Source organism: Psychrobacillus glaciei (assembly GCF_008973485.1).
Taxonomy (GTDB): domain Bacteria; phylum Bacillota; class Bacilli; order Bacillales_A; family Planococcaceae; genus Psychrobacillus; species Psychrobacillus glaciei.
In genome coordinates, this window is record NZ_CP031223.1 from 180,914 (window position 1) to 204,708 (window position 23,795).

Annotated in this window: 30 protein-coding genes; 21 read left to right on the top strand and 9 right to left on the bottom strand. The window is 36.8% G+C overall.

All coding sequences use genetic code 11. The annotated features are described in order from the left end of the window. Positions 1-4 precede the first annotated feature (4 nt). Both PB01_RS00900 and PB01_RS00905 read left to right on the top strand, forming a co-directional pair. Entirely contained in the window at positions 5-736 is a 732-nt protein-coding gene (locus PB01_RS00900) for an SDR family NAD(P)-dependent oxidoreductase (protein ID WP_151698434.1), read from the top strand. Positions 737-812: 76 nt separating this feature from the next. After that, positions 813-1,637 (top strand): squalene/phytoene synthase family protein, encoded by an 825-nt coding sequence (locus tag PB01_RS00905; protein WP_151698435.1) that lies wholly within the window; start codon positions 813-815, stop codon positions 1,635-1,637. Positions 1,638-1,726: 89 nt separating this feature from the next. Here PB01_RS00905 and PB01_RS00910 read toward each other — a convergent pair whose 3' ends face one another. From PB01_RS00910 to PB01_RS20750, 3 genes are all read right to left on the bottom strand, one after another. Further along, on the bottom strand, positions 1,727-2,548 hold the full coding sequence (locus PB01_RS00910; RefSeq protein WP_151698436.1) for a hypothetical protein: 822 nt from the start codon (positions 2,546-2,548) through the stop codon (positions 1,727-1,729). A 229-nt stretch (positions 2,549-2,777) separates the two neighbouring features. Next, positions 2,778-3,257, bottom strand: a complete 480-nt coding sequence (locus PB01_RS00915) for an NUDIX domain-containing protein (RefSeq protein ID WP_151698437.1) — start codon at positions 3,255-3,257, stop codon at positions 2,778-2,780. Between the two features lie 49 nt (positions 3,258-3,306). Further along, entirely contained in the window at positions 3,307-3,462 is a 156-nt protein-coding gene (locus tag PB01_RS20750) for a hypothetical protein (RefSeq protein ID WP_192797422.1), read from the bottom strand. Between the two features lie 650 nt (positions 3,463-4,112). On the opposite strand from PB01_RS20750, the gene PB01_RS00920 reads away from it, so the two are divergent. The 12 genes from PB01_RS00920 to PB01_RS00975 all read left to right on the top strand — a co-directional run bounded on the left by PB01_RS00920 (position 4,113) and on the right by PB01_RS00975 (position 13,281). Then, positions 4,113-4,619 (top strand): ferritin, encoded by a 507-nt coding sequence (locus tag PB01_RS00920; protein ID WP_151701916.1) that lies wholly within the window; start codon positions 4,113-4,115, stop codon positions 4,617-4,619. A 303-nt stretch (positions 4,620-4,922) separates the two neighbouring features. Next, positions 4,923-5,474, top strand: coding sequence for a biotin transporter BioY (locus tag PB01_RS00925; protein ID WP_151698438.1), 552 nt, complete (start codon positions 4,923-4,925; stop codon positions 5,472-5,474). A 33-nt stretch (positions 5,475-5,507) separates the two neighbouring features. After that, positions 5,508-6,989, top strand: coding sequence for an AMP-binding protein (locus PB01_RS00930; RefSeq protein WP_151698439.1), 1,482 nt, complete (start codon positions 5,508-5,510; stop codon positions 6,987-6,989). Continuing rightward, positions 6,986-8,137 (top strand): thiolase family protein, encoded by a 1,152-nt coding sequence (locus PB01_RS00935; RefSeq protein ID WP_151698440.1) that lies wholly within the window; start codon positions 6,986-6,988, stop codon positions 8,135-8,137. The genes PB01_RS00930 and PB01_RS00935 overlap by 4 nt, the downstream gene beginning before the upstream one ends. Beyond that, a complete protein-coding gene (locus PB01_RS00940) occupies positions 8,134-8,517 on the top strand; it encodes an FAS1-like dehydratase domain-containing protein (protein ID WP_151698441.1) in 384 nt (127 codons plus the stop codon). Before PB01_RS00935 ends, PB01_RS00940 begins: the two co-directional genes overlap by 4 nt. Then, positions 8,510-8,851 carry a MaoC family dehydratase gene (locus PB01_RS00945; RefSeq protein WP_151698442.1) on the top strand — a complete coding sequence of 114 codons (342 nt, stop codon included), beginning with the start codon at positions 8,510-8,512 and terminating at the stop codon, positions 8,849-8,851. The genes PB01_RS00940 and PB01_RS00945 overlap by 8 nt, the downstream gene beginning before the upstream one ends. Then, positions 8,851-9,672 (top strand): SDR family NAD(P)-dependent oxidoreductase, encoded by an 822-nt coding sequence (locus PB01_RS00950; RefSeq protein WP_151698443.1) that lies wholly within the window; start codon positions 8,851-8,853, stop codon positions 9,670-9,672. Before PB01_RS00945 ends, PB01_RS00950 begins: the two co-directional genes overlap by 1 nt. Further along, complete coding sequence (locus PB01_RS00955) at positions 9,673-10,473, top strand: energy-coupling factor transporter ATPase (protein ID WP_151698444.1); 801 nt, start codon at positions 9,673-9,675, stop codon at positions 10,471-10,473. Beyond that, complete coding sequence (locus PB01_RS00960; RefSeq protein WP_151698445.1) at positions 10,458-11,315, top strand: ATP-binding cassette domain-containing protein; 858 nt, start codon at positions 10,458-10,460, stop codon at positions 11,313-11,315. Before PB01_RS00955 ends, PB01_RS00960 begins: the two co-directional genes overlap by 16 nt. Further along, entirely contained in the window at positions 11,308-12,111 is an 804-nt protein-coding gene (locus tag PB01_RS00965) for an energy-coupling factor transporter transmembrane component T family protein (RefSeq protein ID WP_151698446.1), read from the top strand. The genes PB01_RS00960 and PB01_RS00965 overlap by 8 nt, the downstream gene beginning before the upstream one ends. Beyond that, on the top strand, positions 12,112-12,420 hold the full coding sequence (locus PB01_RS00970; protein WP_151698447.1) for a CHY zinc finger protein: 309 nt from the start codon (positions 12,112-12,114) through the stop codon (positions 12,418-12,420). Positions 12,421-12,696: 276 nt separating this feature from the next. Beyond that, on the top strand, positions 12,697-13,281 hold the full coding sequence (locus PB01_RS00975) for a hypothetical protein (RefSeq protein WP_151698448.1): 585 nt from the start codon (positions 12,697-12,699) through the stop codon (positions 13,279-13,281). Between the two features lie 825 nt (positions 13,282-14,106). Here the strand turns inward: PB01_RS00975 and PB01_RS00980 are convergent. Then, complete coding sequence (locus PB01_RS00980) at positions 14,107-15,297, bottom strand: class I SAM-dependent rRNA methyltransferase (protein WP_151698449.1); 1,191 nt, start codon at positions 15,295-15,297, stop codon at positions 14,107-14,109. A gap of 50 nt (positions 15,298-15,347) precedes the next feature. Next, positions 15,348-15,470, bottom strand: coding sequence for a hypothetical protein (locus PB01_RS21585; RefSeq protein WP_264158161.1), 123 nt, complete (start codon positions 15,468-15,470; stop codon positions 15,348-15,350). Between the two features lie 73 nt (positions 15,471-15,543). Here PB01_RS21585 and PB01_RS00985 point away from each other — a divergent pair, with 73 nt between their 5' ends. After that, complete coding sequence (locus PB01_RS00985; RefSeq protein WP_151698450.1) at positions 15,544-15,777, top strand: hypothetical protein; 234 nt, start codon at positions 15,544-15,546, stop codon at positions 15,775-15,777. Between the two features lie 42 nt (positions 15,778-15,819). Continuing rightward, on the top strand, positions 15,820-17,586 hold the full coding sequence (recQ, locus tag PB01_RS00990) for a DNA helicase RecQ (protein ID WP_151698451.1): 1,767 nt from the start codon (positions 15,820-15,822) through the stop codon (positions 17,584-17,586). On the opposite strand, the gene PB01_RS00995 is transcribed toward recQ, so the two are convergent. Beyond that, complete coding sequence (locus PB01_RS00995) at positions 17,571-17,792, bottom strand: DUF2187 family protein (RefSeq protein ID WP_151698452.1); 222 nt, start codon at positions 17,790-17,792, stop codon at positions 17,571-17,573. The genes recQ and PB01_RS00995 overlap by 16 nt on opposite strands. A 163-nt stretch (positions 17,793-17,955) precedes the next feature. Between PB01_RS00995 and PB01_RS01000 the strand changes: the two genes are divergently transcribed. Then, entirely contained in the window at positions 17,956-19,395 is a 1,440-nt protein-coding gene (locus PB01_RS01000) for a DEAD/DEAH box helicase (RefSeq protein ID WP_151698453.1), read from the top strand. A 581-nt stretch (positions 19,396-19,976) separates the two neighbouring features. Here the strand turns inward: PB01_RS01000 and PB01_RS01005 are convergent. Beyond that, complete coding sequence (locus PB01_RS01005) at positions 19,977-20,420, bottom strand: NUDIX hydrolase (RefSeq protein WP_151698454.1); 444 nt, start codon at positions 20,418-20,420, stop codon at positions 19,977-19,979. A 136-nt stretch (positions 20,421-20,556) separates the two neighbouring features. Between PB01_RS01005 and PB01_RS01010 the strand changes: the two genes are divergently transcribed. The 4 genes from PB01_RS01010 to PB01_RS01025 all read left to right on the top strand — a co-directional run bounded on the left by PB01_RS01010 (position 20,557) and on the right by PB01_RS01025 (position 23,182). Further along, on the top strand, positions 20,557-21,645 hold the full coding sequence (locus PB01_RS01010) for an AI-2E family transporter (protein ID WP_151698455.1): 1,089 nt from the start codon (positions 20,557-20,559) through the stop codon (positions 21,643-21,645). 12 nt (positions 21,646-21,657) lie between these two features. Then, on the top strand, positions 21,658-22,110 hold the full coding sequence (locus PB01_RS01015; protein WP_225986127.1) for a PH domain-containing protein: 453 nt from the start codon (positions 21,658-21,660) through the stop codon (positions 22,108-22,110). Between the two features lie 12 nt (positions 22,111-22,122). Further along, positions 22,123-22,509 (top strand): DnaJ family domain-containing protein, encoded by a 387-nt coding sequence (locus tag PB01_RS01020; protein WP_151698456.1) that lies wholly within the window; start codon positions 22,123-22,125, stop codon positions 22,507-22,509. Positions 22,510-22,642: 133 nt separating this feature from the next. Then, the gene (locus tag PB01_RS01025) at positions 22,643-23,182 is read left to right on the top strand and encodes a biotin transporter BioY (protein WP_151698457.1); all 540 of its coding nucleotides are present in this window, start codon (positions 22,643-22,645) and stop codon (positions 23,180-23,182) included. Between the two features lie 39 nt (positions 23,183-23,221). Here the strand turns inward: PB01_RS01025 and PB01_RS21590 are convergent, their stop codons facing one another. Next, positions 23,222-23,431, bottom strand: a complete 210-nt coding sequence (locus PB01_RS21590; RefSeq protein ID WP_264158162.1) for a hypothetical protein — start codon at positions 23,429-23,431, stop codon at positions 23,222-23,224. Next, the gene (locus PB01_RS01035) at positions 23,424-23,735 is read right to left on the bottom strand and encodes a DUF3243 domain-containing protein (RefSeq protein WP_151698458.1); all 312 of its coding nucleotides are present in this window, start codon (positions 23,733-23,735) and stop codon (positions 23,424-23,426) included. Before PB01_RS01035 ends, PB01_RS21590 begins: the two co-directional genes overlap by 8 nt. Positions 23,736-23,795 lie beyond the last annotated feature (60 nt).

The following is a 23,795-nucleotide window of genomic DNA, read 5'->3' on the forward strand; positions in this document are numbered from 1 at the left end:
AAAAATGAAAACTTATATTATTACTGGAACGACGAGTGGAATAGGTTTAGAGCTAGTTAATCAATTATTAGAGGCTGGACATACTGTTTATGGGATTGCCCGAAAAGAAAATGATATAGACCACCCGCAATATCATCATGTTTTATTGGATTTAACAGAAACATCTAAGCTAGCTGACACGGTGAAGGAGATTATAAAAGAGGTATCACCAGAAGCAAGTTCTTATACGCTCATTAATAACGCGGGGACGATTGATCCGATAGGGATGGTTGGAGAAATAGATGGCGAATTAATTGCGAAAAGTATTGCTGTTAATTTGACAGCTCCAATGGTATTAACTGGTGCTTTTATTCATGCATTGGCTGCAATTGATATGCCCAAAAAGGTTGTGCAAATTTCTTCCGGAGCTGGTCGAAATGCGCTTGATGGCTGGAGCAGCTATTGTGCGGGAAAAGCAGGGCTAGATAGATTTACAGAAGCAGCTCAATTAGAAGAGTCTAATAAGCGGAATGGGGTTCGATTAGTATCAATTGCACCAGGGATTATTGATACAAGTATGCAACAGACGATTCGCCAATCGTCCACAAGTGCATTTCCGTCAGTAGAACGTTTTAAAGAATATAAAGCATCTGGTCAGCTAAGCAATGCAAAAGACGTAGCAAAAAAGTTGATCGGGTTTATCGAAAGCGAACAATTTTACAAAGTGGACGTTCTAACTGATTTGCGCAATTTATAGAGGTAGCCATTTTGTCTTTTTGTGAAAATCCGATACAATGGTACGTAGAGTATTTGATTGAAATGGAGGACTAATTGTGCGTGAAGTAGCAGCTTTACAAAAAGAAGCAATGGACATGCTAAAAAAAACAAGTAGAACATTTTATATCCCAATCACTTTTTTAGAACCAAAACTAAAAAAGGCGGTTGCTTCTGCTTATTTATGCATGCGTGCAATAGATGAAATAGAGGATCATGAAGCATTAGGATCGCAAGAGAAACAACAGTTACTGCTTGCGACTAGTAAAATGCTTTTATCTACCGAATTTGATACAAAAGAATATGCACAACTTGTGGAGCCATTTAAAGAAATACTACCAGAGGTTTCGCTCAGATTGGGAGATTGGCTTGCTATTTGTCCAACAGATTTAGTGGAGAAAGTAAAAGAATCTACGAGTGAAATGGCTGAAGGAATGGCCAAGTGGGTAGAGAAAAACTGGCAAGTGAAAACGAAGGAAGATCTCGATGAGTATACCTATTATGTGGCAGGCCTTGTGGGAGTGATGCTTTCTGATTTATGGAAGTGGAATGCCGACATTGACACAGACCGTGATCTTGCGATTGCATATGGACGGGGTCTTCAAGCAGTAAACATATTGCGTAATAAAGACGAAGATAGCGAACGAGGCGTGCAGTTCTTTCCAGAAGGATGGACTCGTGAAGATATGTTCCACTATGCAGAAGGCAATTTAGCTAAAGCAGATGAGTACATCAAGAGTATCAATCGAAAAAGCATTGTGTTATTTTGCAAGCTGCCACTCGCACTTGCACATAAAACATTAAAAGCATTGAAGAACGGAAAAGAAAAAATGACTCGTGCTGAAGTTGAAGCTACTGTGGAAGAAGTACAAGCAGAAGTATAAAAATATAAAAAAACCCAAGATGATATACGTATCTTCTTGGGTTTTTTGTTTCATTTATCATCTTATGAGAGGTACATAAAGAAAACTATTTAATATAATTCTTTTGGTGTTGGAATTATTTCGTGGTTGCCGTTTTCATCCACACTGAATAGAACATGACTTTCTGCATCAGGGTCTTTGAGTTTCATATCAGGACCGGTATTGATCGTTTGAACATAAATGTTATAAACGCCTTTCATAAATACTCCACTATTTATAAAATCTTCTACAATATCCATCGCTTTGGGAACGTTATTAGTTTTTTTGTATTGGTCGAATTGATAGATAAAATTAATCACACCTATATAACTCGCATTGCGAATCGGCTCGCTGCGTTTTAGCATTGGTACAATATCAATCGTGTTGATACTATTATTTTTTGTGAATTTATCTAGCAGTTCCTTCTCTTGCTGACTATCAATGTTTAACTGTAAATAATAATAGTAATTTTGTTTTGCTACATCCCATTCATTAGGAGAGTTTTTCACTAAACCATATTTTTGAATTAATTGATTGGAAATCTTAAATACTTCAGGATGTTGCTCGATATAAGCTCCTTTGAACAGTTCTATGTAGATGTCATCACTTTCATTGTCTAAAATTTGTAATGAATCTCTTTCAATTTGTAAATATGGATAAGAGATATATGGTTTTTTGATTTCTATTATGGTTTGATGATCAACCCCTTCAAACCAATTGTTATCTGTAGAAAGTATTGTAAAGTCTTCATTTAAACCGTAATTAGTTGCAAGATATTCTTGAATTGGTTTCTTTAAATCTTTATTCGAGAAGTTTGAGCCCATGTACCACCAAATAAATAAAATTAGTGCACTAACTATGATTATTTGAATAATCTTTTTTATTTTACTCACCTGTTATTCAACCTTGCTTGTTCTAATTTTTAGTATTTTTAAGTGTGCTAAATGGTTAATGCCTATAACGGGGTTTTATCTCTCATTAGTCATACCAAATTCACCATATCCTCTTCACCCTAAAGTATAGCAGACAATCATAGGCCACAAGATTACCAAAAAAAAAGAGAGTGAAGTTAGAGATTAATAAATAGCTTTTAACTTAGGAATAATAGTCGTGATTATTCCTCTATTTAATAACTTGGTTTAGAGTATGTTCTTCTATCAAATCGATATTTCTACGGTTAATAGAATAACTCTTTAAGTAAGAACCAATATTAGCGTACAGTTCAACATTTTGTAACTCTGATAACGGTAGCCATTCAACTCCAGTTTGATTCGGATCTGGGTTTTTCGGGAGTCTTGGAGTGGTGTGGTTTTTTATTTTGCATTCAAACATCATAACTAATGTATGGGTATTCCCGAACTTTTCAAAATTGAGATGTGGTGTATATTCATAAACAAAAGCTAAAGGACCTACTTCTACATCTATACATGCTTCTTCTTTTGCTTCTCTAATAACTGCTTCAATAATAGATTCATTTGGTTCTGTTCCCCCAGCAGGTAAGTCATAGACGATACCTCTTAACGGGTCATTATATACGGTTAATAATATTTTATAATCTTCAATGATAATTGCACCTGCTCTTACTCTTATATGGAATTTCATTTAGCTTCACTTCCTGTTTTGATAGATGACTCCATTACTTCAAAAAGAGTCATTGTTCGGTATTTTTTTTCTTTTTTCTAAAATCATAATTACTATTTATATCCAACTTCTTGCCTTCAAGTAACATATTATTCTCATCAATCCATTCCAAGTTAAATTCCTCACCTAGCATTAAGAAAATGTTGTGCTTTTTTTTATTTTTCAAGTCTTATACTTCTCCAATATAAGCATAATCAGTATAATAAATGAATCCACCTCTTAAATAGATATTTATTGCTTTTTGGTTATTGGGTGAATACAAGGTATTGATTTTTTCTAATTTAGAAACATCAATAGAAGATAACTTTGGATAAAATAAAAAGGAATTACAAACTAACGAGAACATTACAAACTAACGAGAACATTACTACACTAACAGCAGTAAATAAAAAAATATCTTTCTATTCCTCATATTATTTCCTCCCATAATTAGCCTTCTTTTGTAAGACGAGATAACCAATTAATTGTTTCAATAGTCGTATAATTATTTCTCTAGTTCAAAACTTCCTTGTTTGGTTTATTTTTTATTTTAGCGTAAATTAACACGTAAAGTTTATAGCCCATCTTTAGAATAAGAAAACGTATGCTTTTTACACATGCGTCTCTAGCCGCAAAATTAAGAACCATTGTTTTCAGGGTAAACAAGCCAGCATTCAACTCAAGAAGGCTGCTGTTTGATATTTGGTTTTCATTTTTATTCAGTTACGCCGAGCAACAAGGGGAACAGTTTTGCAAAAAATGTTCGCAGTTGTATACTTATGATTGAAGGTGAATATTTCGACTTTCAATACTTTCTTTAACAGGAGGAATATCATGATGTTATCTGAAAAATTACATGAAGCATTGAATGATCAAATGAACTTTGAATTTTATTCTGCACATGCATATCTTGCAATAGCCGCATACTGCACAGAAGAGGCGTATGATGGCTTCGCTAATTTCTTTTTGGTACAAGCAGAAGAAGAGCGATTCCATGCAATGAAGTTTTATAACTTTCTAAGTGATTTAGGATACAGAGCAACAATAGCGGGTTTCGAACGTCCACATAATGAATTTGCTTCTATCTTAGATGCGTTTGAATCAGCATTAAGACATGAAAAAGAAGTAACACATCGCATTTATTACTTATCTGATATCGCATTAGATGAGCGTGAACATGCAACAATGGCATTTTTAAAATGGTTTATCGACGAACAAGTAGAAGAAGAATCAACATTTGATACGTTAATTAATAAAATCAAGCGCATCGAAAAAGATTCAAATGCAATCTTTATGCTAGACTCTGAGCTAGCATCCCGTACATTCACTCCAGACGAAGCTTAAATTACAATACCTACAATGTTACATAATGATTAAACAAGAGATTAAGTAAAATAAAAAATCCCAAGAAGAATGTGTTATTCTACTTGGGATTTTTTGCTTTTGTGTTAAGTTAGCTGTACTTTAGTGGTTATTTTTGTTGATCAACATGTATGAAATAGAAGATAGAACTTAGTGATTAGTGAATAAAATGTGTTAACCAAAAATAAAAAAGTGTTTACACAAATAAAATTGCAAGCTATGATAAATCTAATACATAGATGTCGACTTCTAGTAGAAATTTTTCATAACAACGGAGGAAATAAGATGACAACAAAAGAGATGGTATTCGCCGCATTATTCGCTGCATTAATAGGAGTATTGGGCATGATTCCACCAATTCCACTGGGCTTTATTCCAGTACCAATAACTGCGCAAACACTAGGTGTCATGTTGGCAGGATGCTTTTTAGGAAAGAAAACAGGTGCGATAAGCTTGATATTATTTATCGTATTAGTTGCTTTGGGTTTACCGTTATTATCAGGCGGACGTGGTGGTTTATCTGTATTAGTAGGACCATCTGCGGGATACATTTTGAGCTGGCCAATTGCCGCATTTTTTATCGGATTTGCAATTGAAAAAGTATGGTCATCGTTAAAAGTATGGAAAGTGATTGTCATCAATTTTATTTTTGGCGTTGTACTTGTTAGTTTAATTGGTGCACCAATAATGGCACTCATCACTCATACTTCAATCTGGGCTGGACTTGTAGGTGCAACTGCATTTTTACCAGGAGATCTAATTAAAGCAATTATTGTGGCTGTTATTGCTATACAACTAAAAGCTGTTAGTCCGATTGAACAGAAATTGAACAATTAATAGATAGAATGATGAAATAGGTGTGAGGAAGAGATGAATCTAGCAGAACCAATTGTACGATATGCAACAGAGCAGCCGAACAAAATTGCCTTAACAGATGGCCAAGATTGTCGTACCTATTTGGAATTAGTAATGGCAATGAAAAAAATTGCGCATGGTTTGCAACAAAATGGCCTCGTGCATGAAAAAATTGCGATATTATCAACGAATCGCATGGAATTTGTAGAAGTTTTTTTAGGTGCCATTTATGCTGGATGTATTCCCATTCCTCTAGATCCTAAATGGAGTGAAAATGAAATAAGCGCCATTTTACAGCTATGTCAACCAAAAATGATTTTTGCAGAGCCTGTATTTGCAATAAATCTAACTTCGCAGGATAGTGAGATTCAATTGCTAACCTTTACAGCGGAAGAAACAGGGTCCTATGACAACTGGTCAGCTCGTTTATTGCCAATTGCTGAAATGGATAACACGAACGAATTACTATTTATCGGCTTTACCTCAGGCACAACAGGCATACCAAAAGGGTATATGCGTACACATTTGTCGTGGATTAAAAGCTTTGAAGCGACGAATGAAGCCTTCCAATTTGATAATATGGAACATATTTTGGCGCCAGGTCCGTTCGTACAGTCCTTATCATTATTTGCTTTAATGCAGAGCTTGTATTTTGGTGCTACATTTCATATCGTACATAAATTTAATCCTCAAGAGGTATTAACGCTTTGCAAACAGAATCCAGATGCTATTTTGTTTGTAGTTCCAACGATGATTGAATCGATGATGCAACAGGCTGTCCAAGAGCAAACGCAAATTCAAGCGTTAATAAGTTCTGGTGCCAAATGGTCGACGGAATCGAAGAAAAGAGCTAAGGAAATATTTGGAGAGGCGAATTTATATGAATTTTATGGCTCATCCGAAGCGAGTTATATCAGTTATTTGGATGTCTTTGCAGAAAATAAATCCAATTCCGTAGGCAAACCCTTTTCAGGCGTTCAAGTATCCATTCGCGATGAGCATTTTCAGGAAGCACCTATTGGAACAATTGGGCAGCTTTACATTCGAAGTGATTTGATGTTTTCAGGCTATCATCATTTGCCGGAAGAAACGTCAGCAGCTTTCCAAGATGGGTGGCTCATTCTTGGGGATTATATGTATATGGACGAAGATGGCTACTTATATTTGGCAGGTCGCGCGAAAAATATGCTTGTGTCGGGCGGCCTAAACATTTTTCCAGAAGAAGTAGAGTCGGTTCTACAACAACTTCCTGCAATCCAAGAAGTGATGGTGCTAGGAGTACCAGATTTATACTGGGGAGAACAGGTGACGGCACTCGTTAAGTGGAATGGACAACATCGCTTATCAATAAAAGAGATAAAAGATTATTGTCGTCAGCATTTAGCAAGCTATAAAGCTCCAAAGCAACTTATAACGGTGGACCATTTTATCTATACAGGCAATGGAAAATTGGCACGTAAAGCGATGAAAGACTATGTGGAGAAGGTGAAAGTATGACAGATGCTGTGATTGTCATGGCTAAACGTACACCGATAGGAAAGATGGGTGGCATATTAAGTACGCTTGAACCGGAGAAATTATTAGCGCCACTCATTCAGCATATTGTAGCGGAAACGAATTTGCCAAAGGACATAATTGATGATGTATTCATTGGTAATGTAGTTGGTCCAGGTGGCAATATTGCACGAGTTTCAGCTTTAGAAGCAGGTCTTCCTGTTACGGTACCTGGCGTTACGATCGACCGGCAATGTGGCTCTGGTTTAGAGGCGATAAATTTAGCGTCAAGGTTAATTCAAAGTGGTGCAGGAGAGGTTTATTTAGCTGGTGGTGTTGAAAGTACAAGCCGCGCACCTTGGAAAATGGCTAAACCGCAAACCTTGATGGGTGTACCGGAATTATATACACGTGCTCATTTCACCCCGAAATCTTACGGTGATCCAGATATGGGTATTGCCGCTGAGAATGTCGCCCAAAAATATGCTATTTCTAGAGAAGAACAGGATAGATTTTCCTTGGAAAGCCATCAAAAAGCCATTCACTCTCAGCAAACTGGACGGTTTGAGCAAGAGATTGTGCCTCTTCAAGTTAAGGGAGAATGGATTACAGAAGATGAATGCCCAAGATCTAATACGAACATGGAAAAACTGTCAAAACTTCTGCCTGTTTTTCAGGAACATGGAACCGTCACAGCAGGGAATACATGTCCACTTAATGACGGGGCAGCTCTTGTATTAATAATGTCAATTGAAAAATGTCGAGAGCTAAACCTCCAGCCTATTTTACGAGTAGTGGATGCTCAGGCAGCGGGTGTAGATCCCAATTATTTGGGTATCGGCCCTATTCCAGCTGTACAAAAGTTGCTAAAACGTCAGCAACTGACGGTAGATGATATTGACATAGTGGAATTTAATGAAGCTTTTGCTTCACAAGTGTTAGCTTCGCTAAAGGAGCTTCAAATTCCACTACATAAAGTGAACCGCGGTGGCGGTGCACTAGCAATTGGCCATCCATTTGGCGCATCAGGTGCAATATTAATGACTCGTTTATGTGCTGAAATGCTGCATCAACCATATAAAAAGGGCATTGCCACACTCGGTATTGGCGGAGGCATAGGTCTTGCAACGCTTGTGGAGTCAGTCGAATGAAAAGGCTGCATGTACAGCTTTATGTGACCGATGAGTGGATTTCACACTATGCTCAAAGTATTGAGTCTCCTATACAAACCATCCATGGAAAACTTATAGCACCGGTAACAATGCCCGTTATTTTTTGGCAAGCATTCAATATTCCTTGGCTGAAAACAGATACACCATTGATTCACGGGACTCAGCAGTTTTCATACAAGTCTCCCATTATCGCAGGAATGACATTAGATTGCGAATTCACTTTAACGAAGGTTTCCAAAAAAGAAGGTAAACAAGGCATGCTTACTTTTTTAACAAATACGCTAGATTGTAAATGCGAAGGGAACCTTATTGTCACAGCGGAAACCGTATTAATTCAAGTAGGTGAACAAGATGAATAAACACGTCACAGCTGAAGTTATCCGACGATATGCAGCAGTTTCCAAAGATTCGGCTGCCATTCATGTAGACAATGAAGCTGCAGCAAAGGTTGGATACAAGCGCCCCATAGCCCATGGCATGTATATCATGGGAGTCGCACAATCACTTTATTTAGCAGATCATCCAAAGCAATGGATTATAGATTATGATATGAAATTTCTAAAGCCACTATTAGTAGATACTGTCGCGATTTTTGATTTTGTGTTCAGTGAATGCAATATCGAAGTGACGGTTACAGCAGAAACTGGTGAGGTAATTGCTTCGGGATCTTTTTCAGTAAAGGAGTTGGAGTGATGAAAAAAGTAGCGATTATTACAGGTTCCACTAGGGGCATTGGTCGTAGCATCGCCATGCATCTTGCGCAATCTAACTACCAAGTAGTTATCAATGGCTCTAAGCAAGATTTAATAGACGAAGTAGTCCAAGAGATTCAGCTAGCTGGTGGGGTAGCTATGGGATACCTTGCTGATGTAGCAGATCCTTTCGCAGTCACCGCTATGATTGATGCAGTCATAGCTAAATATGGCCGTATAGATGTGCTGATTCCTAACGCTGGCAATTTACATGATCAAAAATGTATATATATGACGGATGAAGAGTGGCAATCTGTAATAGACGTGCATTTGAATGGTGCCTTTTATAGCATTCAGCGAGTGGTTCCACATATGCAAAAAAGTGGTGGTGACATACTTTTATTAACTTCTACAGCCGGATTAATGGGCTCTATTGGGCAAGTAAATTATAGCGCCGCAAAAGCCGGAGTGCTCGGCATGATGTGGACGCTTGCGGCTGAACTAAAACGCAATCATATTAGAGTAAATGCTATTTCACCAGCTGCTTTAACGGATATGACCAGACCTGTAATCGAACATGTGAAGGGGAAATATGCGAGTAAAAATGAACCATTTCCAGAATTTTGGAAAGTTGGCGAAGCAGATGATATAGCTCGTTTTATTATTGCATTATTAGCGCAAGAAGATGAAGATTTAACTGGTGAAATATTTGGCGTTAACGGTTCAAAGGTGACAAAGTGGCATAAGCCCGTTCCTTCATTTTCTGAGAACAGTATAGATGCATTTTTTACTACATGGAAAAGTCAAAAAGGAAGTGAATAAATGCTTACATTTGATCATGTTCATTTTTATTATAAAAAAGGGCAGCCTGTTGTAGAGGATGTTAGCTTTACGATTAAAGCAGGAGAGTTTGTTTCGATTGTTGGAGCAAATGGGAGTGGGAAATCCACCATTGCTAAGCTAATGGATGGATTGCTACTACCAAAGGAAGGTACTATAAAACTTCAACAGCTAGACACGTCAAAAACAGCAGATTTGTTCGAAATTCATCAACAAATAGGCTTTGTTTTTCAAAATCCAGAGGACCAATTCATCACCACGACCGTCATGGATGAGGTGCTTTTTGGATTGGAGAATATTCGCGTTCCAAGGGAAGAAATGCGTAGTCGAATGGACCATGCGTTACTAGCTGTTCATATGGAGGATTATTTAGACTCAATGCCGCATCAACTATCTGGAGGTCAAAAGCAACGCGTAGCGATAGCAGCAATTTTGGCAATGCGTCCTCAAATTATAATTTTCGATGAGGCAACTTCTATGCTAGATCCACAGGGAAGGGAGCAGGTGCTATATATAATGCATGAATTGCATTTACAAGGCATGACGATTATTCACATTACTCATCATATGGAGGAAGTACTATCTGCTGAGCGCATTTTACTTATACATAAAGGTCGACTTCAATTTGACGGTGACCCGTTAACTTTTTTTGAAACAGTACCTGTAGCGGAATATCAATTACAACTACCGTTTTCCGTGCGTTTACATCAAACACTCCAACTTGAAAAGCCGATTAGTCCAGATTGGAAAGAGGGGATTCGTTCACAATGGCCTATCAATTAAACAATGTATGTGTGAACTATTCCCATCAAATGGCTCTGAAGAATGTCAGTTGTACAATAGAAAAGGGAAAATGGATTTCTGTCATTGGTCAAACAGGTGCTGGAAAGTCCACGTTCGTCAAAGTGCTGAAGGGTTTGATCGCTTCCATTGATGGTAGCTATTTGATAGATGAGCAGCCCGTTAAAAAAGATGCCAAAGGACGATTAAAAGTCATTCCGGAAATCGGATTCGTTTTTCAATATCCGGAGCATCAGCTATTTGAAACAACGGTTTTCAAGGAGCTTGCCTTTGCACTAAAGCAACAAGGTTCCTCACGTCTGCAAATAAAAGAGGCTATTTCAAAGATTTTACCGCAATTAGGCTTGTCCGAGGAAATGCTTCCATTAGCCCCGTTCCAGCTAAGTGGAGGACAAAAGCGCCGCGTAGCCATTGCCTCTGTATTGATGACGGAACCGAAGCTTCTTATAGTGGATGAACCAACAGCAGGTCTCGACCCAAAAAGCAAAGTCGCTCTATTGCAGCTTCTACAAGAATGGCAGCAACAAGAAAACAGGACCATTATCTTCGTATCGCATCAAATGGATGATGTTGCTGAGTATTCGGATAAGGTAATCGTATTTCACGAAGGGAAACTAATGGGACAATTTGATCCGAATCACTTATTTTTGGAGCAGTCTTCGTTACTGGAAAAAATAGGATTGTCACTACCAGAGCCTGTGCAGTTCCTAAAGCTACTGGAAGAATTATCTGGCCAGAAAATAGAAGTTGCAAGTTGTAGAGAGCAGGATATTTTTAGGGAAGTTAAACCTCTTTGGAATTCAAGGGGGCTTCTAAATGTCTAGTACCGTACTAATTGGCCAATATATGGAGACAAATTCCATGTTTCACCGACTAGATCCAAGGACGAAAATTTTATGTATTTTTATTATTATGTTGAGCTTCCTAACACTAGAAACAGCAATTAGTTATGTGGTTTCAAGCCTTTTTGTTTTCGGGGTTTTGTTTTTATCCAACGTTCCATTACACGTTTTTGTGAGAGGTTTAAAGCCATTATTATTTATTTTAATGTTCACTTTTCTATATAATGTCTTACTTACAAAAGGAACTACCATCTGGTCTTGGTCTTTCATAGAGGTGACTTGGGAAGGGTTAGAAAATGGGATGCGCTATGTCGGTCGTATTATTTTACTCGTATTATTAGCATCTGTCTTAACGTTAACGACAATGCCGCTAGATTTAGCTAGAGGGCTTGAAAAACTACTAGCTCCGTTGTCCAAACTCAACGCGCCAGTGGAACAGTTTTCATTAATGATAGTCATTGCCATACGCTTTATCCCAACAATCTTGCAGGAGCTTGATCGGATTCTCCTGGCTCAAAAAGCAAGAGGATACGATATGTCATCATTATCGCTACCAAAACGTATTTATGCTTACATCCCAATATTAATTCCTCTTCTCTTTACAACCATTCAACGGGCGGAGCAGCTGACCTACGCGATTGACGCACGTGCTTATGGAAAAGGCAAGGGAAGAACTCAATATAAGCAGTTGCAATTTCAGCAAATCGATTACATAGCAGGGGCAATCGCAATTTTATTTGTGTTAACGCTACTACTAATAAAGTTAGGGGGATTATAAATGAAAGTCTATGGTGCTATCGTGGACAATGAAACACGTTGTACGCATTATCGTACGGAAAAAGATATTATCGCCATAAAGTTTAAATGCTGCAATCGATACTATCCTTGCTACAAATGCCACGAGGAAGATGCAGACCATACGATCGAGCGTTGGCCGAAGGAGCAGTTTGACGAATTGGCCATCCTTTGTGGTAGTTGCCAAACAGAGTTGACAATAAATGAGTATATGCAAACAGATAGCTGTCCACATTGTCAGGCAACCTTCAACGAGAGATGTGCCGCGCATTATCCGATTTATTTTGAATGATCTGCAAAGAAAAGGAGTTGTTCCAAAAGTAACTTTTGGAACAACTCCTTTTCTGAATTTGAAAACAGTACATTGAGCATATCAGTGTGGATGATACACGATTTAGGGCATATAGGAAAGAAGATCCTAAAACTAAATTCACGTTATCTAAATAAGAGTGGAAAAGCTGGAGATAACATAGAAGTCGTATCTATCACTCTAATAAGCAGGTATTTTTAGTAGAATAGCGAAGTAGGATAATGATAGGCATAATAAATCAAATTTTGGAGGCGTAACTTGAAAAAACAGAATACTTTGTTTATCTTGTTTTATTTGATTTTATTATTGTTGATTGTTGGTTGTACGAATAAAAATGTTCCTTCAGATGATTTTGAGAATGATATAAGTAAATTAGAAAATAAAATTGTGGAACTTAATCAAGCTGTGGAAAAACAACGATTTTTATTGGAGGAACAAGAAAAGAAAATAATGTTAAATGAAATGAAAATGGAAACAGTTGAAGAATTAAATACAGTACTTCATAATAACTTCCATTCTATGAATGAATTGATAAACCTTTCTATAGACTCTAAAACTGCAATGTTAAATAGTGCAGAAATTAAAGGAAATACACTGAATCTAAATATTACTTTTACAGAGAAAATAATGGATCAGGATGCACCAAATGGATTTCATTTGGAGGAAACAGAGGGAGGTGCTATAACCTTAAGCATTTCTGAAAATGTTCCGATTTGTTTGGTGAAAGGTGGATCTTCGTTAATCCAAGTAGATTGGGAGGAGGTTGTTATTCATAGAGGGTTACTTCAACTATACGAAAAGGATGGAGAAGTTGTTTTCATATCTGAAATCTATCTACCATAATTAATCTGAAAACGGTTGTTCCCCAACTAAAGAGGTGTTAGTTGAGGGAGAAATGGAACCTTTAAAAAATGGGTTTTTCTTTAACTGTTACTAATTGAGTCAATTTCATAAATAGGATATAACTATTAAAACACGAACAATGATTATTTTAAAAGAAAAGAAAGTATATGAATCTTGGATGCTAGTAAATCAGTAATAGTAAGGATTCATAGTATATTTTCAAGGGTTTGATCTTGATTTTTTTTAGTTTTAACGTCCACAGTGTACATGAATCAGTACGTGTATGATTCGAGTAAGTGTTACTAAAGAAAAATAGATAGCATCCATGTATAAAGAAGCGCTGAGCGGACGAAATTGCATCTTCGTCCACTTTTAAAAGAATAGGAAAGTATCTAATCTCTCATTAAACACCCCTTACGTACCTAGTCTCTACATATTCCAAGAGGGCGGCGGATAAACATCCGCCACAAGATTACTGAAAAAAATGGATCGTGAAGTGACGCAGTCACTTCACGATCCACAAAAGAAACACCGGTAATAGTGTAGCGATGATTCATCCAAAGCACTCTGGGAATAGAGAAGACAAGAGCACTTAAAGGACGCTAGCGTTTTTCTTATCAATTGGAGCGACAGGCGGCGACTCCAACGGGATGAGTGAGATAGATGGCTCATCACTCACCCCGCGAAAAGCGTCCGCCTATAGCGGAATCATGCTAATTTATGAAAAGTATATGATTCAATTATAAGCATTAAACTTAACAACTTATTCGACCACAAAAAGGAATGAATGAACCATTGTCCACCATTCCTTTTTTGAAAATACTCTTATTTTATTCTTATAAATAGCACTTTCAAATAATTTCCTTCTTTAAAAAGCGAAGAAGTTCTAAAATCACTTGGAAGAGAAAATTCTTCTTCAATTGTATATTTACGATTACTCTCTTTAAAAGCCTTTTCCACAAATGTTTGAAATTTTTTCATTCCAAACGTTGCATTGTTTGTAGATGCAACGATCACACCATTTTTTTCTGTAATTGCAATAGCATCTTTTAGCAAATTCGTATAATCCTTTGCAGAGCTAAATGTGTACTTTTTCGAACGTGCAAAGCTAGGCGGATCTAGGATTACTACATCAAAAGCTAGTTCTTTTCGTTTGGCATATTTAAAATAATCAAATACATCCATCACGATAATGTCTTGCTTTTCTACATCTATTCCGTTCACTTCAAATTGCTCCGTCGTTTTGCTTAAGCTTCTTTTGGCAAGATCGACACTTGTGGTTTTCTTCGCTCCGCCAGCTACAGCAAAAACAGAAAAAGCTCCTGTATACGAAAATGTGTTTAGAACTGTTTTCCCTTTAGAATAAGCATCACGAATTTTTTTGCGAACATCACGTTGGTCAAGAAACACACCAACCATCGCTCCGTCATTCAAATAGATTGCGAAGTTTAGACCGTTTTCCTTCACGATTAGTGGAAACTCACCGCATTCGCCTCTCACAAAATCATCGTCTTCTACATACTGACCTTTTGTATCAAATCGTTTCTTCTCATAAATACCTTTATATGAAACAGATGCCTCAAGTGCCTCTAAAATCATTTCTTTAAAGGAATAGATTCCTTCGCTATACCAGCTTATTAAATAAAAACCATCGAAATAATCAATTGTTAGACCGCCGATTCCATCGCCTTCTCCGTTAAATATACGGAATGCAGTCGTATCGTTACTATTATAGTAATCCTCCCGATTTTTGATTGCTGTTGCAATTTTCTTTTGGAAAAAGGAAGTATCAATTTTTTCGTTTTCATTTTTCGACAGAAGCCAGCCTATCCCTTTATTTTGCATTCCTACATAGCCTTTTCCGACAAATTTACCTGCAGGGTTTTGCAATTTTAAAATAGAACCTTCTTTTAAAGAATCAGCCTCATGAAATCCATCTTTTAATAGAATAGGAACTCCTTTTTGCAAATCTTGTGCTAATGCATCTTTCAGTTTTACATCTATTTCATTTGTCATTGTTGTCATCCTCAAATTTCATTTTTAATCATTATCTCATAAGCGCTCACTTATTCGCTCGATTTATTATTTTCTAGCTCAATCACTCGTTTTTCCAGTTTGTTATATTTGTTTGTTGCATCTAATGCAAATACGAAGGCAACAATAGCAAATACAAAAGTAACAGATCCCATTATCGTCTACTCCTCTCTATACATATTCTTATGGTACAATATATTATACGTATGCATAGGAAGGAAGTTCGCTGTGAAAAAGTCTAAAGTAATCGTGCCAATTATGGTCGTAGTAGCTGTGCTTGCAACAATTATTCTAAACCAAGAAGATTATAATGAAGTAACTATTATAAATAAAATCCTAATCATTGCAGGAGCTGCAATTGTGTCCTCTATTATAGGATATTTCCTACTTGGATCTGATGTTAATAAAATAGATCCAAAACCAGCGAATAACACATTTAACAATAAGAAGGGGAAACAGTAAATAATCTGTTTACCCTTTTTTCATAAAGGAGGAGTCGCTCTAGTGTTAGAAAAAGCACGTCAATTATTACAAACTTATTTTGGATATGATTCGTTTCGAGAAGGACAGGAAACCGTTATAAACTATGTGTTAGAAAATAAAGCGAGTTTATGTGTAATGCCAACAGGAGGAGGGAAATCTCTTTGCTATCAAATTCCTTCTTTAATGTTGGAAGGAACAACAATCGTTATTTCGCCCTTGATTTCTCTAATGAAAGATCAAGTAGACACATTATTACAGGCAGGGATTCCAGCTACCTTTATCAATAGTACATTAACTGCTGAAGAAGTAAGAGAAACGATGGAAGAAGTGCAAAATGGGCAATATCGTCTCCTTTATATTGCACCTGAACGACTGGAATCTACAAACTTCTTAAATCAACTAAAGCGTGTTAAAGTGCCATTAATAGCAGTAGATGAAGCGCATTGTATTTCCCAATGGGGACATGATTTCCGACCAAGCTATCGTGCAATTCATCGATTAAAGGAAGTTTTTGAAGAAGCACCTGTTGTACTTGCTTTAACTGCCACCGCTACTCCAGATGTTCGTGCCGATATATGTAGATTGCTTCAAATTAAAGAGGATAATACAGTAATTACAGGATTTGCTCGTTCAAATTTATCTTTTTCGGTTGTACTAGGACAAGATAAAAATCGGTTTTTAAAGGACTTTATTAAAAAGAACGCTCAAGAAGTCGGTATTATTTATGCTGCTACTAGAAAAACGGTCGATTTACTATATGAGTTGTTAATAAAATCAGGAGTCCGAACTGCAAAATATCATGCAGGACTTCCGGAAGCATTTCGAAATAAAGAGCAGGAGCGGTTTTTAACAGATGAAGCACAAGTAATGGTTGCGACGAATGCATTCGGCATGGGAATCGATAAATCGAATGTACGATATGTCATTCATTATCAGCTTCCTAAAAACATGGAGAGTTATTATCAAGAGGCAGGAAGAGCTGGACGAGACGGTTTGCCGAGTGAGTGCGTCGTTTTATATGCTTCACAAGACGTGCAAACGCAACGATTTTTAATAGATCAAGCGTTGGATCGTGAAAGAATTCCGCAAGAATTGGAAAAGCTACAAGGAATGGTCGATTATTGTCATACGGAAAATTGTTTACAACAGTTTATCGTGTATTATTTTGGAGAGCCAAACGGAGAGCCATGTGGTCGTTGTGGAAATTGCACGGATAAAAGGGAAATGTCAGATGTTACAAAAGAAGTCCAAATGGTCTTGTCTTGTGTTGTTCGAATGGGTCAAAAATTTGGGAAAACAATTACGGCGCAAGTGTTAACCGGTTCACAAAACAAAAAAGTAGTGGATTTTGGATTTATAAAACTATCTACGTACGGGATATTAAAAAATAAGTCGTTAAAAGAAGTTTCTGGTCTAATGGAGTTTATGATTTCAGAAGGTTTACTTTCAGTTAATCATGGCAGCTTACCTACCATTTATGTATCGGATGCAGGAAAGGATGTATTACTTGGGAAAAGACAAGTGATGCGTAAAGGAGTAGCAGTAACGAAACAAATCGCGAAGAATGATCCGTTATTTGAAGGTTTAAGAGTGCTTCGGAAAAAACTTGCGGACGAAGCTGGTGTACCACCGTTTGTTATTTTTTCAGATAAAACACTACAAGACATGTGTGTAAAGCGCCCGCAAACCGAAGAAGAATTATTAGATGTTCATGGAGTAGGTGCAAATAAGCAAGAAAAATACGGAAAAGTTTTTCTCGAAGAAATTAATCGTTATAGTACAGTGTAATTTTTGTGGGATACTACGGTTAAATTAGAAGGAACATTAATTTTCTTCGCGTCTTCAGTAGAAATTTCGACAATAACTGACTGCTCTAAAATTTTGAAAATAGTACCATGAACTTCATGATCATTACGTGTAAAAGAGATTTTCTCATCAATTGACCGTGCTGCTACGAAGTCAGAAACTTCTTTTGGTTGTCGTTGGAAACTCATGTGCTAACCTCTTTTCTAGTTTTGTTCACGCAAAAAGCGATATTTCAATTATACCACAGTTAACCTGTTATAATGTGATAATGAGGTTATTTGTCGAAACTTGTTCAACAAATAGGAAGATAAATATTCAACTGTTAAATAAGATTTAAAGAGGAGATTATGCATAGTGCATTTTAAAGAGTTAAAGTTAGACGAAAAAATATTACGTGCCATCGAACAACTAGGCTACACAGAGCCAACAGAAGTACAACAAAGAGTAATTCCGGTTGCCCTTCAGAAACAAGATATTCTTGTAAAATCTAAAACAGGTAGTGGAAAAACCGCATCATTTGCGACGCCATTATGTGAGCTTGTAGATTGGGAAGAAAACAAACCACAAGCATTAGTGCTCACTCCAACAAGAGAATTAGCTGTTCAAGTACAGGAAGACATCACGAATATTGGTCGTTATAAGCGAATAAAAGGTCTTGCCTTGTACGGGAAATCGCCATTTGCTAGACAAAAATTAGCGTTAAAGCAAAAAACACATATTGTCGTAGGGACACCAGGACGCGTACTGGACCATATCGAAAAAGGGACACTTGATGTGTCAAAAATGGAGTACCTTGTCATCGATGAAGCAGATGAAATGTTAAATATGGGCTTTTTAGAACAAGTGGAATCCATTATTAAATTATTGCCCAAAGAACGCACAACTATGTTATTTTCCGCAACTTTATCAGACGTGATTAAAAAGTTAAGTAGCAAATACATGAAGCAAGCTGTTTCGATTGAGATAGATGCTGCAGAAGAAAATGCTCCGGATATTGAGCATGTAAAGTATGTTGTGAGGGAGGAACTTAAGTTTTCATTCCTCGAAAAATTGACGATTATCGAAAACCCTGACAGTTGTATCATCTTCTGCCGTACAAAAGACAGAGTGGAACAATTGGTGGATATGTTAGATGAAAAAGGCTATACGGCAGATAAAATTCATGGTGGAATGATGCAGGAAGACCGCTTTGAAGTAATGGACGATTTCCGTCGAGGAGATTTCCGATATTTAATTGCCACAGATGTAGCAGCCCGTGGGATTGATATTGAAGACATCACACATGTAGTTCATTATGATGTGCCGCTTGAAAAAGAAAGCTATGTCCATCGTACTGGTAGGACGGGACGCGCAGGCCGTAGCGGAAAATCGATTATGCTTGCAACCCCACATGAGGACAAGTTTGTAAAAGAAATTGAAGATTATATTGGCTTTGAGATTCCTACGGGAGCTGAGTTATCACCGGAAGCAATTGTGAAAAGTCGCACAGCATTTAATTTGAAAATGCAGGAGCAACCAGAAGTAAAAGAATCAAAAGGCGCTCAATTAAACGCAAACATCACAAAACTGTATTTCAACGGCGGCAAGAAAAAGAAACTTCGCGCAGTCGATTTCGTAGGAACACTTGCCAAAATAGAGGGAGTTTCTGCTGACGACATCGGTATTATCACAATTCAAGACACTGTCACATACGTAGAAATACTAAATGGCAAAGGTCCGCTCGTATTAAAAACGATGAGAAACACAACAATTAAAGGTAAATTACTTAAAGTGCATATTGCAAATAAATAAAAAAAGGAGAGGGACTAGTTCCTTCTTCTTTTTTTAAAAGATAAGAATGTATATGAATCTTGCATGCTAGGAATCCAGTAATAGTAAGGTTTCATAATATAGCTTTAAGGGATTGATCTTGATTTTTTAGTTTTACCGTACACAGTATACAGGGATTAGTGGGTGTATCATTAGAGTAGGTGGTACTAGAGAAAAATAGCTATCATTCATATATAAAGAAGTGCTGAGCGGACGAAATTGTATCTTCGTCTGCTTTTAAAAGAATAGGAAAGGATTTATTCTCTCATTAACCAAAACAAATGCATTATGTCTTTACATTTTTCAAGAAGGCGACGAACAAACATCCGTCACGATCCATTTTCTCTAACTGTAATAGTGTAGCAAATGTTTCGTCCAAAGCACTCTAGAAATAGAGAAGACAAAATGCACTTAAAGGACGCTAGCATTTTTCTTATGGAGGATTGCTTTTCAAAAGAATGATATAAATTGTGCGAGTGCAGCACGAACTTTCTGAGTACCACATACCCAGTGTGAGCACCAGATAACCAAGTCCGAGCAACACAAAATGAGCTTGAGGCTACTTAAATCTCAAGCCCATCCTCTATAAATTTCCGATAAGAAGCCAACATACCATCCGGCAAATTATTCGGGGCAAAAAATTGAAGACTGATCGATTCATCCCCATCCGGTGACATATCTCCATTATAATCTCTTGTTTTATACACAGCAGTAACGGAATAGAAAGTATCTCCATTTTCTACTTCAAAATAATACTCGGGTCCAGAGTATACATGACATAATTCTAACTCACCGACATATAATCCTGTTTCCTCTATAACCTCTCTTCGTGCAGCATCCTCTAAGCTTTCTCCAAGTTCCATTAATCCACCAGGCAAACCGAATATCCCGGGAGCTCTTTCTTGTAGTAATACTTCATCTTTATTATTTAAAATGAGCACAACAGATCCCGGAAGTATAAGTGGGCTATGACCAACATATTTACGTAATTCTTTGTAGTATTCCATAAAGGTCCTCCTTTCAAGCGTAGTTATATTATCAGTGTACAATAAAAAATGATAAGATACTTGATAGAGTGAAACTTCGATCAACTAGAATCGTATAACCATTTAAGAAGAAATAAATGAAGGATGTGGGCGTTAGGTGGCAAATAAGCGATGGTTTCAAGTAGGTGTAGCAGTACTGCTTACGTTGTTAATAATCTATATGTTTATGGAAGTAAAAACTATTTTTTCTCCATTAGTTATTATTGGACAAACAATATTTATGCCTTTATTAATAGGCGGAGTCTTATTTTATTTAGCAAGACCATTACAAAAATGGTTAGAGTCAATGAAATTTCCGAGATGGGCTAGTATCATTTCTGTTTTCATTGCTATTGGTCTAATCGGTTGGGGATTTTATGCACTTGTAGGTCCTCCTCTTACAAAACAAGTGAACTCCCTTGTGGAAAATACACCGGAAATTGTAAAAGAAATAGGAGACTTTACAAAATACACTATTTCTCAAAGAGATAGGCTTACGGATCTTCCTGAGCCAATCCAGAATACGATAAAAGAAGCAACCGGAAAGATTGATACGATTGCAGCTGTAGCAGGTTCTCTATTAGTAAAATTTGTTCAAAGTGTGTTCCAAGGAGTATTCTTACTTGTTCTTGTTCCGTTTTTTCTTGTATATATGCTGAAGGATCATGAAAAATTTGCACCTTTTGTCGCTAAGTTTTTTAAAGGTGATAAGAAAACATGGATTCGAAAAACATTATCGGATGTTGACGATACATTACGGTCGTATATTCAAGGTCAGTTATTCGTCAGCTTTTTAGTCGGAGTAATGCTATTCATAGGATATTTTGCAATTGGGCTTAAATATGCCCTATTACTTGCATTATTCGGAATGATGATGAATGTAGTACCATTTTTAGGTCCATATATAGCCCTTGTTCCGGCCCTAATCATTGCGTTACTTCAAGAGCCCAAAATGGCCATTTATGTTGCAATTATTATGCTTGTTTCACAGCAAATTGAAAGTAACTTTATTACACCGAATGTGATGGGGAAATCATTAGATATCCATCCACTAACCGTTATTACGATTATTTTAGCAGCAGGAAATATTGCTGGGTTATGGGGAATTATTTTAGGTGTTCCAACTTATGCAGTAGTGAAATCAATCTTAAAAAATATTTACGTACATCGTGAAGGAATAAAGGATGCTGCTACAGAATCCATATAGGTAGGTGATTATATGACGTTTAAATCCAAGAGAGATCGGACTTTTATCATCCTTATCATGGTAGCCAGTGTTCTAATTGCATTGGCAACCCTTTTGCCGATGGTAATTGAATTATTTTTTATGGAAGCACCTGATATGAACGCCGTTTGGATAACGCTTGTACTTTTTCTACTATGTGAAGGATTTATTTTATGGGTTTCTTTAGACATAGAATATACGTTTAAAGAAGATTATTTATTTGTCCGTGGTGGACTGTTCCGAAGTAAAATCCCGTTTGAGGACATAACGAAAGTGAATCCAACATCGAATATTCTCTTTGGATACCGCATTCTATCCTCAACAGATGCTTTAGAGATTCAGTATAAAAAAGCGATTATGGGAAGTATAATTATCTCACCTGAGAATCGAGAAAATTTTTTAAAGGTTTTATTAGAAAAGGCTCCACACATTCATTTTGTGAAATGAGGGTTGCAGTTGATGGATAATGAAAATTTAAATAAACCAAGTAACGATTTAATCGGAGACATATTAAGGAATTATGAAAAGACTGGTGGCATGGATAATTTAAAGGGCAAAGGTAAGCCGCTGCCAGATGAATATTTTTCGGGAGACGTATTTCAACACTTTCAAAAAATCGCAAAAGACGCAGGATTCAAGCCGCATTGGTTAAAGTTGCAGCATGAGATTCGCGATGAATTAAAAGACATTGCCGAGAAATACGCAAGCGGTCAAAAAAACGAGTTGCAATTCCGAGTAACGAAAGTAAATGAAAAGATTATTGCATATAATAAAACATGTCCACCTCCAATGCAAAAAGGAACGATCAGATTAGAATCAATCGAAGCAGCAAGTAATAGGTGGTAAAAAATAAAAACAGTGTCTCTTTTCGTAGAGCACTGTTTTTTATATTGACGAGATGTTATCTATTAATTTAAGATACAATTGAGTTAACTAGTTATTATTGTGTGTTTACTTATTTAACTTAGGGGGAAATAGAATGAGAAATGAACGATTGAAAATGATGATTGTAGCTGCGCTATTCGCTGCAATTATTGCGGTTGCAGCACAGACTATGATTAATATACCACCAGTACCGTTTACGTTAATGACGATTGCAGTCATGCTAACAGTAACTATTCTTGGGAAAAAATTTGGCACTATAGCAGTGACTATCTATGTATTGATGGGAGTAATTGGTATACCTGTTTTTGCAGGAATGACGAGTGGATTAGGAATTATTATAGGCCCAACCGGTGGATATCTCATAGCCATTATACCTGCCGCTTTATTTATAGGGTGGTATCTTGAAAAACTTGGATATACAAAAGTGCATGCAATTATTGCGAATATAATCGCAGTTTTTATAATATTAATTATTGGAGCAATTTGGTTAAAGTTTGTAGCAGCACTTCCTTGGGATGGGGCTTTTAAAGGAGGTATGCTCCCATTTATCTTGCCAGATCTTGCAAAAGCGATCGTTGCCGCATTGTTAGCAGTTATCATTAGAACTCGTTTAGTCACTGCAAAATTATTATAAAAAACAAGCTCCGAGTTGTTCGGAGCTTGTTTCTTCTTATTAGGGGTATCGTTCTTCACTTAAAGAACGACTTTTGGTGTGGTGGTGATAGTTTTCGTCTTGCACTTTCATATTGAGTTCTTCCACTTGAATGGCATCTACGGTTTGCATGTCTTCATGCATATCAAATAGACTTTCTTTTGTAGTTCGTACACCATCTGGATTGTCCAGAAATGGACCTATAGCATCCTTACGAACTTTATTATTCATTCTTAACCATGTTTAAGAGCATATGGCTAAGTGCATGTTGTTGCTCTTTGTCTCCATTTTTCCATAACTCTTGCAGAAGATATTGTTCGCGATTTCGTGGTTCTTCATGCTTCGCTAAATAGCCAGCCACTTTTTCTGTTGCTTTTGCTAATACCTCTTCACTTAAGCCCATTTTTTCTCCAGCAGTTACTTTGCCTGCCAAATAGGACTTAAAAGAAGAAAAGTTCTTTAAGATTTCTTCTTTTTCTTCTGTACCGATACTATTTAACTTATTCTCAACGCGTTCCTCTATTTTGTTTCCCAAGCTTCCTCACTCCTTTAAAATTAGACTCTTATTAGCTATTCCCAAAGGATGATTAAACAT